This is a genomic window from Sphingobacteriales bacterium (assembly GCA_016711285.1).
Classification (GTDB): domain Bacteria; phylum Bacteroidota; class Bacteroidia; order Chitinophagales; family UBA2359; genus JADJTG01.
Genome location: JADJTG010000002.1, coordinates 782,921 through 801,620 on the forward strand (window position 1 = coordinate 782,921; position 18,700 = coordinate 801,620).

Annotated in this window: 9 protein-coding genes, 1 pseudogene and 1 CRISPR repeat array; of the genes and pseudogenes, 3 read left to right on the plus strand and 7 right to left on the minus strand. The window is 41.2% G+C overall.

The genetic code is table 11. From position 1 onward, the window contains the following. The first annotated feature begins 29 nt into the window (after positions 1–29). On the plus strand, positions 30–2,507 hold the full coding sequence (locus IPL35_03610) for a bifunctional UDP-N-acetylmuramoyl-tripeptide:D-alanyl-D-alanine ligase/alanine racemase (protein MBK8442543.1): 2,478 nt from the start codon (positions 30–32) through the stop codon (positions 2,505–2,507). Positions 2,508–3,430: 923 nt separating this feature from the next. Beyond that, positions 3,431–4,255: direct repeats of the CRISPR family, unit length 36 nt; unit sequence CATATCGTTACACCTTTTTTGAAATCAAACTACAAC. A gap of 30 nt (positions 4,256–4,285) precedes the next feature. Here the strand turns inward: IPL35_03610 and IPL35_03615 are convergent. The 7 genes and pseudogenes from IPL35_03615 to IPL35_03645 form a co-directional block, all read right to left on the minus strand. Then, positions 4,286–4,549 (minus strand): annotated as a pseudogene (locus IPL35_03615) (helix-turn-helix transcriptional regulator). Continuing rightward, positions 4,533–4,880, minus strand: coding sequence for a type II toxin-antitoxin system RelE/ParE family toxin (locus tag IPL35_03620; protein MBK8442544.1), 348 nt, complete (start codon positions 4,878–4,880; stop codon positions 4,533–4,535). The pseudogene IPL35_03615 and the gene IPL35_03620 overlap by 17 nt, the downstream one beginning before the upstream one ends. A gap of 215 nt (positions 4,881–5,095) precedes the next feature. Next, a complete protein-coding gene (locus IPL35_03625; protein MBK8442545.1) occupies positions 5,096–8,305 on the minus strand; it encodes a TAT-variant-translocated molybdopterin oxidoreductase in 3,210 nt (1,069 codons plus the stop codon). A 74-nt stretch (positions 8,306–8,379) separates the two neighbouring features. After that, entirely contained in the window at positions 8,380–9,603 is a 1,224-nt protein-coding gene (locus tag IPL35_03630) for a c-type cytochrome (GenBank protein ID MBK8442546.1), read from the minus strand. 435 nt (positions 9,604–10,038) lie between these two features. Next, the gene (locus IPL35_03635; GenBank protein ID MBK8442547.1) at positions 10,039–10,509 is read right to left on the minus strand and encodes a hypothetical protein; all 471 of its coding nucleotides are present in this window, start codon (positions 10,507–10,509) and stop codon (positions 10,039–10,041) included. A gap of 6 nt (positions 10,510–10,515) precedes the next feature. Beyond that, positions 10,516–12,594 carry a hypothetical protein gene (locus IPL35_03640; protein MBK8442548.1) on the minus strand — a complete coding sequence of 693 codons (2,079 nt, stop codon included), beginning with the start codon at positions 12,592–12,594 and terminating at the stop codon, positions 10,516–10,518. A 96-nt stretch (positions 12,595–12,690) separates the two neighbouring features. Further along, positions 12,691–15,846, minus strand: coding sequence for a hypothetical protein (locus IPL35_03645; GenBank protein ID MBK8442549.1), 3,156 nt, complete (start codon positions 15,844–15,846; stop codon positions 12,691–12,693). A 749-nt stretch (positions 15,847–16,595) separates the two neighbouring features. On the opposite strand from IPL35_03645, the gene IPL35_03650 reads away from it, so the two are divergent. Beyond that, on the plus strand, positions 16,596–17,345 hold the full coding sequence (locus IPL35_03650; protein MBK8442550.1) for a type III pantothenate kinase: 750 nt from the start codon (positions 16,596–16,598) through the stop codon (positions 17,343–17,345). A gap of 16 nt (positions 17,346–17,361) precedes the next feature. Further along, positions 17,362–18,672, plus strand: a complete 1,311-nt coding sequence (locus tag IPL35_03655; protein MBK8442551.1) for a hypothetical protein — start codon at positions 17,362–17,364, stop codon at positions 18,670–18,672. The last annotated feature ends 28 nt before the right edge of the window (positions 18,673–18,700 follow it).

Below are 18,700 nucleotides of genomic sequence, written 5' to 3' on the forward strand. Positions count from 1 at the left end.
CTTTTCATTGCACTCAATCATATCGTTCTATGCCTATTGCTTATTCCGCGCCACAGATTGCGCAAATTCTGCATCTTTCCTTTTCGCCTCCGGCTGCTTTTCCTTTGCCCGATATTGAGCATTTGGGTATAGACAGCCGCTATCTTCCTTTTCCGGCTCAAACTTTATTCTTTGCCCTTGAAGGCGCACACCGAGACGGGCATGCTTTTGTGCCGCTTGCTTACGAAAAAGGAGTTCGTCTTTTTGTGGTGGATAAAATATTGCCTTTTTTTGAGCAAATGAGCAATGCTTATTTTTTTAAAACAGAGAATACCTTAACCGCTTTGCAACAAATGGCAGCTTATCATCGCCGCCGTTTTGATATTCCGGTGTTGGGTATTACGGGCAGCAACGGAAAAACCATCGTAAAAGAATGGTTGCATCAATTATTGCAAGATGATATGGCTATTTTGCGCAGTCCGCGCAGCTACAATTCACAAATCGGTGTGCCGCTGTCGGTGTGGCTCTTAGATGCGTATCATCAAATGGCGATTTTTGAAGCGGGTATTTCGCAGAACGGCGAAATGGAGCAGCTCCGGCGCATCATTCAGCCCACTATCGGCTTACTCACCAATATTGGCACTGCCCACGAAGAGGGTTTTGAGGGTGCTGTTCAGAAACTGAAAGAAAAATTGCGCTTATTTGAGGGCTGCAAATGGGTGATATATAATAATGATGATGCCATGGCAGAAAATTATATCGGCACACAATTGCCTGCGGTGTCGGCTGTATCATGGGGCAGCAATGCAAGGGCGCAATATCAAACAAGCATACATACTCATACGCTCCACGATACCAGCGAAATACACATCAGTTATGGACGGCAGCAGTGGTCATTTTCTGTACAATTCAGTGATGCCGCTTCGTTGCAAAATGTTTTGCATTGTATGGTGCTGCTGCTGCATCAGGGATATGCCGCCGACACCATTCGCCAGCGATTGCCGCGTCTGCGCTCCCTCGCTATGCGCCTCGAACTCAAAAACGCTATTCGCTCCTGCCGCCTCATCAACGACAGTTATTCGGCAGACAGCTTTTCGCTGGGAATTGCTTTAGATTTTTTAAAACGCCAACTTCCACAGCAGCATACCCTTATTTTATCCGATTTTTCCGAAACACGCCCCGAAATTTATCAACATTTAGCCACACAAATCCGCGCTTATCCGCTACATCGTTTTGTAGGTGTAGGCGAGCAGTTGTGTAAGCACGCCCCTTTGTTTGATTTTGTGCCGCATTGCCATTTTTTTTCCGACACCGAACAATTGCTGCAAGCTATACCGCAACTCCCTTTTTATGAAGAATGTATTTTGCTCAAAGGCGCGCGCTCCTTTGCTTTTGAACGGGTAGATGCGCTGCTTTCGGCGCAATCCCACAGCGCACGCTTGGAAGTGAATTTACAGGCATTGGCGCATAATTATCATGTGTATCGCCGTTTGTTGAAGCCCTCCACTAAAATTATGGCAATGGTGAAGGCTTTTTCGTATGGTGCGGGTGGCGCAGAGGTGGCGGCGGCACTGCAATATCAACACGCCGATTATTTGGCGGTTGCTTATGCCGATGAGGGCGAGCAACTGCGGCAGGCGGGCATACGGCTACCCGTGATGGTGATGAATCCCGACTCTGCGAGTTTTCATACATTAATCCAACATCAATTAGAGCCGGAATTGTATTCCTTGAAAATATTGCGTGAGTTTGCCGCTTTTTTATCTCAAAGAGGCATTGATACTTGGAAAGTGCATTTGGAGTTGGACAGCGGTATGAGCCGTTTGGGTTTTGCAGCCGATGAAATAGCAGAATTGTGCAAATTGCTTCAGGAATTTCCCCATTTGCAAGTGGTGTCGGTGTTTTCGCACTTGGCAGCGAGCGAAAGTGCCGATTTAGATGATTTTACTACACAGCAGATAGCGCGTTTCAAACTTATGGCGGCGACTATTCAAGCGGTGCTGCCTTACAAAGTTTTGCGGCATATTCTCAACAGTGCGGGTATGGTGCGCCACGCCGCCGCCCAAATGGAAATGGTGCGTTTGGGCTTGGGGTTGCACGGTATCGATGGCAGCGACCACATTCAGGCGCAACTGCAAGCGGTGAGTAGCCTCAAAGTGCGCCTCACACAATTACACCACCTGCGCAAAGGTCAGTCGGTGGGCTATAATGCCAGCGATATAGTACAGCGCGATTCGCTCATTGCCACCATAAATATCGGTTATGCAGACGGTTTGTTTAGAAATGCGGGCAACGGTGCAGCAAAAATGATGGTGCGCGGACAATTAGTGCCTACCATTGGGCGTGTGTGTATGGATATGACCATGCTTGATGTGAGCGATGTGGCAGATGTGCGCGAAGATGATGAGGTGCTGATTTTTGGCGAGCAGCTACCCGTACAACAGTTGGCGGCAGCCTGCGGCACTATTCCCTACGAAATACTCACACATATTTCGCCGCGTGTGCGAAGGGTGTATTTTCAGGAGTAAAAAACGGATATAATAAGCAGATGAAATATACCCATGTTTTAGACGAAAGGTTTTTTTTTACTTTTTGGAATAGTGTAAAATATTTACAGTAGCAGACGTATATTTTCACGTTCCTGACGTAAACGTTCACGGTAGCAGACGTATATTTTCACGTTCCTGACGTAAATGTTTACGGTGGCAGACGTATATTTTCACGTTCCTGACGTGAACGTTCACGGTGGCAGACGTAAATTTTCACGTTCCTGACGTGAACGTTTACGGTGGCAGACGTAAACGTTTACGTTCGGAGGTGCATGGTTTACGTTCTTTACGCCAAATTTCACGTTCCTGACGTGAAATTTCACGGTATCGGGCGTAAAATTTCACGGTGGCAGGCGTATATTTTCACGTTCTTTACGCCAAATTTCACGTTCAAGGCGTAAACGTTTACGGTGGCAGACGTAAACGTTTACGTTCGGAGGTGCATGGTTTACGTTCTTTACGCCAAATTTCACGTTCCTGACGTGAAATTTCACGGTATCGGGCGTAAAATTTCACGGTGGCAGGCGTATATTTTCACGTTCTTTACGCCAAATTTCACGTTCAAGGCGTAAACGTTTACGGTGGCAGACGTAAACGATGCACCTTTGAACGCCAAATAAGGGCTTGACGCAATAATATTTTTTGGATTCTTATTAAATATTGGTCTTGCACACATCTTTGTATAAAATTGCTGCCATATCATTAAAAAGTCCGATAACGCAAAACGCTACCGGACTTTTTTTTATGATAAAAAAACAGGAATAAGCATACAAAAAGCAGAAAAAGCGCAAATTAGGATGGCAAAAACTGAGTTTTTTTTAAAAAAATCAGGGCAGAAAGCTCATTTTTTTTAGCAAAAAACGAAGCTAACGCCCTGATTTCCAACACGATATAAGGTTACTCATATCGTTACACCTTTTTTGAAATCAAACTACAACGCAAAAGCTTATCTCTTACCGCCTGTACGTCATATCGTAACACCTTTTTTGAAATCAAACTACAACACAATGGTAAAGCTACTAACGGCGAGAGTACATATCGTAACACCTTTTTTGAAATCAAACTACAACAGCATTGATTTAGGAGTGGCGAATGCAGATCATATCGTTACACCTTTTTTGAAATCAAACTACAACTCAAAAGGATAAACAACAACCTATCATTTTCATATCGTTACACCTTTTTTGAAATCAAACTACAACTGGCGCGAATACGACAAATACCTCATAAGCATATCGTTACACCTTTTTTGAAATCAAACTACAACGCAGGAGCCGACACCTCCGGAGAATTTTTGCATATCGTTACACCTTTTTTGAAATCAAACTACAACTGTGCAGACATATATTGAGGAGGGGTTGAACATATCGTTACACCTTTTTTGAAATCAAACTACAACAGCTCCGCAGCTTAGTCACACAGCTTGATGCATATCGTTACACCTTTTTTGAAATCAAACTACAACGCATTGAGATTTACAAGTCCGCGCTGCAAACATATCGTTACACCTTTTTTGAAATCAAACTACAACCTCAATCGTTTATGAATGTAACCTATTTGACATATCGTTACACCTTTTTTGAAATCAAACTACAACGGGTAGTAGTGCCAAAATTGCGCCGCCGCCCATATCGTTACACCTTTTTTGAAATCAAACTACAACCAGTATCAAATTTATTAATCACAATTAACATATCATTACACCTTTTTTGAAATCAAACTACAATATTAAGTTCAAGTCGTCCGCCAAAACCAAGTTCTATAATTTTTTGAAGTGTTGAAATACGAGCTTCTTTTAAATTGTTTTCAATTTTAGAAATGTAGGATTTAGTTGTCCCTACTTTTTCTGCAAGTTGTTCCTGTGTCATTCCCATTTCAACACGAGTGTCGTGTATCAAAGCACCTATTCTAAATGCTTCATAGCCTGCTTCAAGCTCGTCACGTTCCTTTGTCCCACGTTTGCCGTAATTCAATTTTTTGAACTCTTCGAGTGTCATTAAGTTCTTATTCTTCGTTTTCATATTCTGCTTTTATTTTAAGTGCCATTTCAATTTCTTTCTTTGGTGTCTTTTGAGCCTTCTTTTGAAAGCCATTTACTAAAACGACCAACTGTCCTTGGTCAAAAAAACAGAAAATTCTAAAGATGTCGCTTCCTAATTGAACTCGAATTTCATACAGTCCGTCCGTGTTCTCTATACGTTTCAAATACGTTTCAGGAACTCTTTGTAAGTCTTCAAGCAAGTCAAAAGTCCAAACAATTTTTGCTTTTACTTTCTTGTTTTGTTTGGAAAAGAAGTCTTGAAAGTAGTTCTTGTAAAACGTAATCTTTCTATATTTCTGATTTTTGTCCAAGATGCAAAGTTAAAAAAGTTTTCCTAAAGTGAAACATAAAAGTCATTTTAGTTCCCTTAGTTGTCTGTCGTTGCGGTCTTCTAAAATCGCATACAACAACAATTATACTCACTTCTGGTAGAACTTCCTCATATCGTTACACCTTTTTTGAAATCAAACTACACAACTGCTGCAGGTCATTGAGCTTGCCGAAATGACACAACAACAACAACAACTTAATGCCCTGAATGTGACGTAGTATCTGCTGCTGTGCCGTGCTCTGCTGCCGGTGCGGTATGTGTGGCTTCTGGATGTCCGCCGCCGTGCGCATCGTGCCCGCCGTGACCATCGCCGCCGTGCGCAGGCTCGTGGTGCTTGGGCGGTGTATATGGTTTGCGCCCCGGATACATCGGTTCATCTTGGTTGCGCACCATTGTTTGGTAAGATACTTGCGGCAACAACTGCACAGCATCTAGCAAAGTATAAGAACGCTCATCATCGCGTGTTTTGCGGATTTGGCTGTCTTTGATGTTTTCGTCACCAAATGTAATGGCTTGGGTAGGACAAGAAGTTTGGCAGGCAGTTTTTGCATCGCCGTCTCTCAAAGTACGTCCTTCTTTTTTAGCCTCCAATTTCGCCGCCTGCAAATTCTGAACACAGAAAGAACATTTTTCCATCACCCCACGCGAGCGTACCGTAACATCGGGATTTAATACCAAACGGCTCAAATCATCTACCATTACCATATTTTCGTCATTGGATAAGATGCTGTCTTTGTAGAAACTGTCTGCTCCCTGAAAATCAAACCAGTTGAAACGGCGTACTTTATAAGGGCAGTTGTTGGCACAATAGCGCGTACCGATACAACGGTTGTATGCCATTTGGTTCAAGCCCTCTGTGCTGTGGTTGGTAGCATTTACCGGACACACGTTTTCGCAAGGGGCATAAGTACAGTGCTGACACATCATCGGCTGAAAAGCCACGGAGGGGTTTTCGGCGTAAGGGTCTTTTTCTTTATCAAATTTGTAGTAGCGGTCAATACGCATCCAGTGCATTTCGTGGGCACGCCACACTTCTCTTTTTCCTACTACCGGAACGTTGTTCTCTAAATTACAAGCTACTATACAAGCACCGCAGCCAATACAAGCATTCAAATCTGCCACCAATGCCCAGTGCGAACCTTGCGAGTAGTCGCGCTCAGGGTACAATGAAAAATAATGATGTTCGGCAAAATGCGGGTCTAATTTTTTCTGTTGTGTATTAAAATTCCCCGACCAATTATCTTTGCTGTATTCGGCAAAGGTAGTTTCGTTGATGATTTCGCGGCTGTCGTCAATGGTATGATGCGTTTGGGTTTGAGCCAACTGGTAGCCGTCATCTACTTTTGAAGTAGCCACATTGCTCACATAATAATCAAAGGTTTCGCCGTTGAAGCTCACCAAAGGATAAGCATTTTTACCTACTGCGCATTTTTCGTGTCCGGGTTTGGTACGTCCGTAGCCCAAAGCAACAGACACCACACCGTCCAATTGTCCGGGCTGAATGGTTACGGGCAATTCTATGGCTTTGCCGCCTGTTTCAAATTTTACTACATCTGTACCGTTTTTGTTCCAAGTTTCTACCCAACTGTTGTCGGCGGCAGTTTTCTTCGGTACAAAAGCATAATTATCCCAGGTTACACGCGAAATAGGGTCGGGCATTTCCTGCAAAAACGGGTTATTGGCATATTTACCATTCCCCATCGCTACTTTTTCGTACAGCACAATTTCCATTCCTGAGCTTTTTCCGGCTTTGGCTGTAAGTGCAGCAATGGCAGCACCTGCATCGCCGCCAAAAGAAGCACCCTGTGCCTCGCCGCCTGCGGTTTCGTGTACGCCGTCGTGTACAAATTTTTGCCACGCTTCTTCGCCGCCCAAAATGCTTTTCCAACGGTTGCTCAGATAATCGTAATAGCTGCCCGGAATATCCGCCCACGCCATCAGGCTTTCCTGCATTTGGCGGGTAGAAAACAAAGGAGCAATACAAGGTTGTGATAAGCTGTAATGCCCCGACAATGGTTCGGCATCATTCCAGCTTTCCAAATAATGATTGGAAGGTGTGAGATAGGCTGCAAATTCGGCACTTTCGTCCTCGCGGTCGTTGAAAGAAATAACCGTAGGTACTTTTTTCATTGCTGCCGTAAAAGCGGCGGTATCAAAATAATCGTAAGCGGGATTTACGCCATTGAGCATCAATACCGATACGCTGCCTGCATTCATAGCAGCTACCAACTCCGCCACAGCTTTGTCGTCTGCTTGGTGTAAGTTGTTGGTTTTGCCCCAGTTAATGGTAGTGCCGTAGTTGCCCAAAGCGGCATTAATGGCATTGCAAAGGATTTGTGCGTTGGTATCATTTACACCGCATACTACCAAGGATTTTCCGGCGGCAGCTTTCAAATTGGCGGCAGCTTTTTTGATGTTGGCAAGGGCTTGTTCGGGCAGGTTGCCTGCTGCACCGCCGCCACTGATTTCGCTGTACAAAGCGGCGAGTACCAATCCTAATTGTGAAGGTTTCACCGAACTGCGATAGTCGGCTTTGGCTCCGGTGGGAGTCATATTGGCTTCAAACTGGAAATGGCGCGACATTTGGGTTTTGTCTTTGCCTACTTTGCGGTTTTTGATATAATCGGCGGCAAACTGAACCGGAGAAAGCCAAGTGCCCAAAAAGTCGCAACCCACGCCTACAATCACTTCGGCTTTATCAAAATGATAGGCGGGAATGGCTTTTTTGCCGAATGATTTTTCGTTGGCATATAAAATGGCTGCCTGCGAAATAGCTTCGTAAGTAACTACGCGGGTGCGCGGATATTTGGCTTTAAAATCGTTGATAACCTGTTGTGTGGAAGGGCTGGCGATGGTAGCAGTGAGCAGGACAATATCGCCGTTGGCTCCTGCCAATGCTGTTTTGATATTGGTGTCGATGGTTTTCCAATCTACATCAGCACCTTTCACTTTCGGGGCACGCAAACGCGCCATATCATAGAGGCTCAAAATGGAGGCTTGAGCGCGTGCGTTGGTGCCGCCTTGTGTAACAGACGAAAGTGGGTTGCCTTCTATTTTAATGGGGCGACCTTCGCGGGTTTTTACGAGTACGCTGCAATAATCGCTTCCGTCAAAAAAGGTGGAAGCATAAAAATTGGCAATACCGGGTGTTATTTCTTCGGGTTTGATAACATAAGGAATCGCTTTGCGCACCGGTATTTCGCAACCGGCAGCAGCAACGGCAGCGGTGAGGCTAAAGCCGAGCATTTTTAAGAAATCGCGGCGCGGGGCGCGCGTGTTTTTTGCTAAATCTTGTATTTCGCTCAACAAGGGTAACTCTTCCAAGAACTCATCTTGTTTTTTCTTATTAAATGCTTCCGATGCTTCTAATTCATCGAAACTACGCCAATATTTAGGTTGTTTCATTTATAAGGAGTGATTTTTTTTGAATGTGATAAATTTCAACTTAAAAAACCGGATAAACACGTTTTGATAATAGATTAATAGTGACATTTTTGGCACTCTAAACCACCAATGTCTTCTACTGTTACTTTTTCCATTTTGCCTTCTTTCAATGCTTTATGATATTTTTCATAAGCGTTGTAGTAAGCATTTCCGGTAAATTGCACTTCTGTTTCGCGGTGACAAGATACACACCAGCCCATACCGAGGGTGTTTTCTTGTTTTACAACTTCCATCGTTTGAATTTCACCGTGGCATTTTTGGCAGGCAATTTTACCGGCGGTTACGTGTTGGGAGTGGTTGAAATAAACGTGGTCGGGCAAATTGTGGATACGCACCCATTCGATGGGTTTTTGCTCGTAATTTTCAATATACTGGTGTTTGGTTTTGTCCCAGCCCACGGCTGCATATATTTTATTGATTTCGGTTTCCCCGTAAACGGGACCTTTGTCAATGGCTTTGTGGCAGTTCATACACACGCTTGGCGAAGGGATAACGGCACTTTTGCCTTTGCCGGCTCCTGAGTGGCAATATTGGCACTCTACTTTCCATTTTCCGGCATGCAGGGCGTGCGAGAATTTAATGGGTTGTTCGGGTTGATAGTTTTTTTGACGACCCAAGCCGCGAGCATTGTCGTAGGTGGTGTAGCTGAACAGCGCAAATACCAACAAACCCGCTACCACGCGCACCCAGCGTTGGTTGAAGAAACTTTCGAAGGTAGTGGCTGCTAATTCCGGCTCACCTCTTTTTACACGCCCCAAATTGGCGGCAGTGCGCACCACACGCCCCAAGAGCCAAGCGATAATCGCCAGCAAAATTGCCAGCAACACCATAAATATACCGTAAGGCGCGGCGGTTTCGGTGGCGGCGGCTCCGGTGCCTGCTGCTCCGGCGGCAGGGGTTGCCGTTGCAGGGAATTGCGCCTCAACGCTCACATAGCTCAAAATGGCATCTACATCTTCGTTTTTCAAAGTAGGGAATGCCGTCATCACCGATTTATTGTATTCGTTAAAAATGGCAACAGCTTTGGCATCGCCGCTTTTTACCATTTCCTGCGAATTGCGCACCCATTTATAAATCCATTCTTTTTCGTATTTCTTCTCTACTCCTGCCAAAGGCGGACCCACCAATTTTTCATTTATTTTATGGCAACTGGCGCAATTTGATTTGAAGAGTGTTTGTCCCTTTTCGTGGGCTCCGTTGGTAGCAGCAATAGCGGCAGCGCGATCCTGCGCACGCCCCGACACGGAAAAAAATCCCATCAAAAGAACAAAAAGAAGTACCCTGATATGGTTTCTGTAAAGTGTTGAGCTCATATAATATTGAGTTGCTTTTTATTTCAAAGCGCAAATTTAGGAATTTAAGATGTAAAAAGAGAATGTTTGGCAAAAATATCTTTTTACATTTTTTTAACATTTTACATATTTCTTGCCAAACTATTCATAAAGTTGGGTGCTCTGCCTGAATAAGCCGCTTGATGCAATACATTTTCTTATAATACATATAAAGAATATTTTGGTATTTATGGATATTTTTTCTGTAAAAACAGGTGATGTAAGCGTACATATCATTTAAAGACATACCTATTCTTGTATAAAAAAAACACCCATTGCAGCCGCCAATATGAACGACTGCAACAGGTGTGTGATGTACGCTTGGGCATTTAAAAATCGCTACACAACAAAAAAAACCTTCCGCTAATCCAAAGAATAGCCTTTTTTTATGCGATAAATATGATCATTGACCAAAGACGAAAACGTGTAGTTTTTGTAGCGGCGCACTAAAGGATCTCCAAAATCCTCCATCGTATAGGGCGAAGACAGATATACATCGGGATCTTCTTGGTCTTCATCTAAAAATACAAATGTAAATTCAGAGCAATTATCTATATGGTCAAAAGCGAAGAAGGGGCGTGTTATTTCTTCATTATAATCAGCTAATTCTTTTCGGGTAAGTTCCTGAAGCCGTTCGATGCTGTTGTGGGTGCCAAAACCGAGATTATTTTTTTCTCCACATAAAAATAAGAACTCACGCACCGCAAGAGGAAATGCTTTGCCGCCGTTGTAGGTGGCTTCTAAAGCATTGATGCGCTCCATTGATATTCCTATATTGTGCCAATTATCTAAAGTAGGGTTTGCAGGAATCTGTTTTAATATTTTTATTTCCATTTTATTTTATATATTTAATTCTTTTTGTACCGCTTCAAAATTTTTTAATTCTTTATTGTGTTTTATGATAAAAATAAGTGTTTTTCCTTGTCGGCGCATATATTCTTGTAATATTAATAATTCGCGGTCGCAAGAAGTACATACTTTTATGAGTGATGTTATTTCTATCTCAAAACGATTGCCCTTATGGGCATGTTTTTTTAAAAAATTAAAAATAAATTTAATTTCCGTATCAAATCCTCTTCGCCTTCCATCCTTATCTATTGCACCCTCTACAAATTTATTAAAACTATCCAAATCATCCAATATATCACTTGCCTCCTTAGGTAATTTTGGCGGGTTGCCAAAATACTCTTTCATTTTTTTTAAACTTCCTGAAATAAAATACTCTGTTATTGGGTCCAATTTTTTACCGGATTTAAAAATAGTGATTTTAAAAATTGCCTGATTAAAATATTCGGCTAATCCGGGGTAATCTACAATATATTTTCCGTATAATGCTTTTAGCTCATCTGATTCTAAATGTATTTCTTTTATTTTTCGTTTCCAAAGGGTACCAATATTTTTTGACTTAAATTTTTCACGTAGTTTTTTGTAATCTGCTATTATTTTATCTTTATATTTCAACCAATCCTTTACAGCATTTTCTATTTCTTTTATATTTTTTTCTGCGGCTTCTAACTCTTGTCGTGTTTTTTGAACTTGTTTAATTATGCTTTTTACAGATTTTTTTTTGCTTTTTGGGGCATTTGGATTCGGAAGTATGGGTCTTTTTTTTGCAAATCCGTTAATTTCTTCTACTATTTCTGCTACTATTTTTTCCGATATTCTGGCGTTGCTCAATATCAATAATCCCGCAATTTCAACATCGAGGATAGCAAATATCGCATATCCCAGATAATAATGCACTTCAGTTCTATTAATATTCCATAATTTATTGTATCTTTTTTGCAATAAATCCCATATTTCTTCAAATTTATTGAAAAAGTTTTCTACATCTATTCTGAGAATGGCTTGCAAGATATTATCAAGATGTTCTAATACCAATACCTTATAATATTCTTGATTATCCAAAACCTCTACTGTTTCTACTAATAAGGCAAGTAATGAAAATATATCACTAATGAAATCCATCAAACCATTCCAAAAACCACATACAAGCGCCCAAACATCGGTAAAAGCCTGATTAAGTTTTTCGAATACAAATAAAAAACTATCTATTATAGATTGAAAGATACGAAGTCCCTCTTGTAGCCAAGCAGGCAACGTATCTTTTGCCAGATAGGCATCTATTGTTTTTGATTTCTCTTTTATATATTCAATAGCCTGAGCTACATCTGCAAGTGCATAATCACGATGGGTGTTATTCCAGTATTTTTCTTCAATGTGTAGCGTTTTTGCATAAAAATCGGCGATATCATATAATATATTAATACTTTTTTTGGTAAGAAAAACGAGGGTATTTTGATAAATAAAATCAGTACCTTGAGCATACCAATGATAGGCAGTGGCAAAAAGTGTGTCAATAAATCCGTCGTTTGAACCAAAATAGCTCAGTAAAGCATTGACTTGCTCTTGCGTGATCTGAATCGGAAAATTTTGTTGTTGTACCCAAAATTTGTTGGAGAAAATAGCCGCAGCTGCTTCTTTTTTTATATCACTCCCTGCCCGAATTAAGAGTACTGCATCAGAAAAAATATCTTTTTGGGGGATTTCTATAAATACCGCCAAATCATTGCTACCTATGTCTTTTTCAAGCAGTTGATAGGTTTCGAGCAGGTAGGCTCCATCATAAGAGATAAATATCCGTAAATTAAGATATAAATTGGTATCAAAAACCCCTTCATCGTTAAATTTCCCAATCGCTAAGTTGCAATATTCATAAATGTAGTTCTGCAACTCCTCGGGGCTTTGAGTATTGTTGCCACCCACATAAATGGTAAAAGCTCCAAGTGTAGCCTGTCTGAAATTATTAAATTTATTGACAGCCAATTCGTGCAAATTATACTGCCCCCAACTTACAGGGCTGGGTATGTGGGGAAATTGAGGGAATTGCTGTTGATATAAAAGTTCGGATAAAGTCATAACACAGTTGGATATGTGATTAAAATGTTAAAAAATTCTCTTTCGCCCTCGCTACTACTAAAAAACGAGTAGCGAGGTACGAAAGAGAGAACTACATTACGCTTTTATCTCGTTGCTGGCACCGGTGAGGGGGTGTCCCACAGTGCCTACGGCATCTTGCGGCGAACAATTACAAGGCAGTCCTTTTTCGTCCACACAACCCGATTCGCACTGCAACACAGTGAGCGTGGAGGGCAAACGCAAAGACCACGATTCGCCCGGTATTGGTTCATTTTCTTTTATTTCTTCCAAATCCTTCAGCAAATCAATGATGGTTTCGTCTTCCACCAAAGGAATTTCCTGAGCAGTGCCATCGTAGAGGTAGCCATTTTGGATAAAGAAAATCAAAGCACGTTCAAAACCCGGTTTTACCGGTACCATCAAGTGGGCTTGCCCTGCCTGTAAAAAACTCTGAAAAAGAAGGTCGTCATTATTGAGTTGGTATATTTTTTTCCAACGACATTTATAAGCCCAATAATAGGGCAAAAACTCATAGCTCATCAAATTCCAATCAATAGCCGTTTCAAAAAAGCGAGCGATGTTGTTTTCTAAAATGTTAATACAATCATATTTTGTTGTTGGCGCACTACAACGACTTACAGAAAATGTCGTCCAGTCATATATTAAAGGGTTATTTGCTCCAGGTCTTGGTGCATAAGATACAGCCGTTGAGCCTAAATAAAAATTATGACTATACAGAGTAAAAAGTTGTTGTATTACTCCTCTTTTTAACTCTTGTAGTTCAATAATTCTATTTAATGAAGGATTTGTATTACTAAATGTTGAGGTATTACTATTATCCAACTCCATTAAAGCAGTTTCATAGGTATTTAAGGCATTATAATAAGATTCTAAAATTTTATTATATGTTTCTAATTGCCATTTTTCATAAGTTTGCTTTGATGGTTTACAGAGTACCGTAATATTTAACCTGAAAAACTCAGAATTTCTGACTCTATATGATACAGGAACAATATCGTATAGACTACTATCTTCATCAAAGATTATTTCTCCGTATTTACCTTCTTCCTCATTTCCTCCTTCAAACCATAATTTTTCTGTACCAATAAAAACAGACACGGCCGAATACATATCAGTACTACTATATAAATACCAGTCAAAATCAACTCTAATTTCTGCTTTTACACCTACATAACCTTCCGGTATAGTCAATATATCAGAGTGAGATTTTATTATACTTAATCCTGAGCCATGTAAATCTAAGGGTCCCTCCCTTTTAGTGGCATCTATACAAGAGGATATAGTAGTATCTTTTGGAGGAGGAGATACTACAGCTCCATATTGTGCAGCTAAAACAGCATAATTAAATTCATCTATTAAGGAATGATGGGTAAAAGGACCTGTAACAGTACCGTTCAAATTTTCAACAGCATTAAATATATTTTCTATATCTTCTGAACGTGGGTCTATGGGTTTTATGAGATTATCCCCATTTTGTACGGCATTTTGATAAGTAGCAGCCAGATGAAAAGCGGCAGGCTCGGGTATCATAAACTCCAATATCATGCGTCTGCCGTAGTTCATTACCTGCACATCATATATTTTATCTACCCATCTGAAAGTACCTACTACATGCTTGCTTCCTTCACCTCGGTTGTCCAAGCCGTGTTTATTGGTTTCTTCATATTCCTCTATCATTTTTGAAATCCGTTCCTCACTTACGCGCTCTGTAATGCGTTCCACTGCTCTTTCAGTCACCTCCTTTGCCAATGTAGTAGCCTGCTGCATAGCTTGCTCCGAAGCTGTACTGCTTGCATAGTCGGCACTTGCAGATACATGAATCTTGCTCCAGCTAATATCAAGTCCTCCATGTACATTAAACTGTTTATTTTGTTGTAAAGCTAAAGAAGTTTCTTTTTGCAACTCGTTTCGGTCGGTGCTGGTGCTATCCTTTTCGCTTTCGCGGCTGCGCTCATTAGTGGTGGTGGTGGTGCTTTCGTTGCGCAACAAACGGCGAGTTACGCGCTCTTTGTATTCGCCCTGCAATATATTTTCAATATGGGCTACCTCCCCGGGTTTGTAGCAACACAGGGTTTGCTCCACGCGCATATAATCACCTACTCGGTAAAGCGGGGGTTTACAACAGTCTTGGGAATTATCTTTAGTAATATCAGTACAACAAGGAGTGCTACTACCGCCGCTGTTGTGCGAAAAAGTGGTATCTACAATATCAGGATTGAGCTCATTACCCCTTGCCCATAAAGCACCTCCTACTTGTACTATTTGTTGTTTCAAAGATACTTGGCTCCAAAGAGTATTCATCGCTTTTCTTTTCTGTTTTTTCAACAAACTGATAACAAAATCAAAGCTGTAAATTATTTCGGCTTTTACTTCAGCCAATGCCTTTTGCGTGGTTTCGCTATAAGTTTTAAAGTCCGATAACTTTATATCTCGGCTCAGATTCGTTCGCGTAGCACCATCTTTTGATGGTTCTGTCTGTGTATCATTAAAACGGTTTATCTCCACCTGACGAGCATAATCCTCCTCTAATTCCTCTATAGCAAGCGTAAACATATCAATACGGTTCAGCAAAGCTGCTATATCAATAGTTTTTGTAGATGTTACAGGGGTGCTGTCCGTAGCAACAATTTCAAACAATCTTTTTGGTAATGGAAATATTTCTTTCGGTAATATAACCTCTGCCTTTGCCCAATTCTTTAATGATTCTATAGTTGCTTTTTTAGCTGTCAGCAGATTATTTACTACATATTGAGCCTTTAATAAAGAAATAATAGAATAGGTGATTTCGTTGGCGTGTCCTTGTATTACAAAAGCAAATAATGTATCCCAAAGTTTAGCTTCTGTTTCTACACTCAGTAATTTTTCTTTTGACGGCATATTTGCCATTGTGTTTTCCAGTGTCAAGCTACTCCTGTTTATACTTAACCAATCTGAAAACGCGATTAACTCCGGTGAAACAATCCGTTTTATTGTTTCTTTTTCGCTGACGATTTCTCCTTTTTTAAATGCCTCTGTAATACGTTTACAAATCCTGTCTAACAAATCGGCAGAAGGCGTAACTTTATCTGCCACTAAATTAGCGAGTGCATCAAAAAAAGCAGTTTTTGCTGCTATATTATAGGATTTATTCGCAGTAGGTACGCTAAATTTTTTGGCGTTGCGAATTACTACAAACTTAAAAACAGTTTGTTTAATCTCGTTGGTCTGTGAGGCATTCAATAGTGTTGCCATAGTTTTTCAATTTTTTGTTTAATAAATAAAATAAATATAATTAAAACAGTCCTCCCCTGTCTAAAATGTTATGAGGCATCTTAGCAAGAAAATAGTAAATTTTCTATGTTTTTTTGTTAATATTTAAGAATTAGTCTTAGCGTAGTTTTTCGTATGTTAATGTTTCTTTACAGTGATAGCTTATACGAACAAATATAAACTAACGTTATGATACTTCAAAGTTTTTTTTAGATTTTAACATTTTATTTATCATTTTAATAATTTGGTAATTTCAAAAAAGTAGTATGTTCCGTTTAATGATTTATTAAACGATATGATTTATTTTTTATTTTTAAAATATTGTTTTTTTTATAAAAATCTTTGTACGATAGTACAAGAAATCAATAATAATTAAACTTGTTTTGAGGTATTTAATGCTGTATTATGATCATAAATGATTGATTTATAATAATAATAGAAAATAATAAAAACTCTGTAAAACTTAATCTTATGAAGAAAACTTTTTTTATCAAACCAACTATCTACCCAAAACGCAACAATAAAAATATACAGTATATCAATCTGTTATAAAAAATAATACACTGCTTTTTAGCAAAAATATACCAAAAAATAACAGCAGCCACGCAACGCCAACCTACCTTTTTCACGTTAGCTAAGTACGGTAAAGGGATTTTACAGGATTTTGCCGTCTGCCGAAAATAGAAATCCTGTATTTTTGTAACGAAAAATCACCCATAGTTCCATAGCTTTTGAATATTTGTATTGACATCGGCAATAGCCGCACCAAAATTGCCGTATTTGACGCTACCGATGTGTTGCAGCACCGAAGTATCATCAACGGTATCATCACTCCTGCCGAAATAGAGGCATATTTGCAGCAGTTTCCGGTACAATACGGCATTGTATCATCGGTGGCGCAACCGACTCCCGCTTTGGCGGCGTGGGTGGCACAGCAGCCGAATTTCATTTTTTTTACGCCCACCACTCCCCTGCCACTGACGCACCGCTACGCCACGCCCGAAACACTGGGGCGCGACCGTATGGCATTGGCGGTGGCATCGCATTATTTGTTTCCGCAGCGCAATGTGCTGGCTATCGACGGGGGCACTTGTCTCACCTACAATTTTACAGATGCCGCCGCTTGTTTTTGGGGTGGAGCTATTGCACCGGGTGTCAATATGCGCTACAAGGCTTTGCACCATTTTACGGCGCGTTTGCCGCTGGTGGCTATAGATGCGCCGCCGCCCGCCGACTTCATCGGCAACAGCACCCAACACGCTATTCAGAGCGGTGTTTTGTACGGAACAACCGCCGAAATAGAGCAAACCGTACATCGCTACCGACGGCGTTTTGGGGAGTGTCAGGTATTGCTCACAGGCGGCAGTGCGCCATTATTGGCTTCTTTATTAAAAATTCCCCTATTTTTGCAGCCGAATGCTGTATTGTTCGGCTTACATAAAATTTTACAATATCATTACACACCTATTGATAAACCCTAGCTTACGCTTTATTTTTTTGATGAAACCCATTTCTTTTATTTTTGCTGTTGGCTGTTTACTCGCCTGCTTACTCAAAGGACAAGCTCTTGTTGCCCAGCAAATAGACCCCAACATAGACCGCCCCACTTCTGTATATTCTTATTACGGATTGGGAGATATGGCGAACACAAAGTTTGCTTTCAGCCGCGCTATGGGCAATATAGGTGCTTCGTTGCGCACACCCTACAATATCAATTTTGATAATCCGGCATCTTATACAGCCCTTGCTTTTTCTACTTACGAAGTGGGCATCGGCGGGCATCGTACCAGTACCGAAAACGGCATCATATCCAATAAATCGGGCGATATGTCGGTAGGGTATTTAGCGTTGGCATTTCCGATTACCAAATTTTGGGGCAGTGCCGCCGGCATTATGCCATACAGCCGCACTTCTTACGATATTTTCAAAAACGACAGTTTAGCCGACATCGGCGAAGTAAAATACACCTACATCGGCGACGGCACTTTGTATCGTGTGTTTTGGGGCAATGGCTTTCGCTACAAAACATTTTCGGCGGGCGTAAATGTATCGTATTTGTTTGGCACTACCGACAAATCCATCACTGCCAATTATATCGGCTTGCGCGAAAATTTTGACAGCACAGGATATATTTTTGATACGCGCTTCAACGATATCAGCCAGCACAAAGGCTGGGTGGCGGGCGTGGGGCTGCAATGGCAACCGCAAATCAAAGAAGGCGACAAACCTTTGTATCTAACAGTAGGCTTATCAGCGGAGTTGGGGTCTTCTTTGCACATCAGCCGCGCTACTTATTGGCAGCGATTTTTGGCAGGTTCTCCTTGGGATACCGAATTGTACAACCGCTCTTATGGCAACACTTCGCAATCGTTGCCCGCCACTTACAAAGGCGGTGTGGGTTTGTTGGGAAAAAACTGGCGTTTGCATTTGGAGGCGCAGCAACGCCTAAACCACGTTTTTGGTACGCAGGGCGAGGCGGTTTGGAAAGACAACTGGCGCATCAGTTTTGGAGGCTCTACTTTTCCGGAAAAAAACAACAGTTCATTTTTCAAAAACATATCCTACCGCTTCGGCGGCTACTACGATCAGGGTGCTTTGCAAATCAGCGGGGTGGATTTGCCGGAATACGGCATTACATTTGGAGCAGGTATGCCCCTCAGCAAGCGCGGTGTATCTCAGTTGAATGTGGCTTTTGAAGGTGGGCAAAAAGGCAGTACAGAGAAAAATTTATACCAAGACAGCTTTTTCCGTTTTGCGATAGGTTTGACGCTCAACGACATTTGGTTTCTTAAACGCAAATATGATTAAAGCGGCTTACCATTGCTGATTTTTGTAA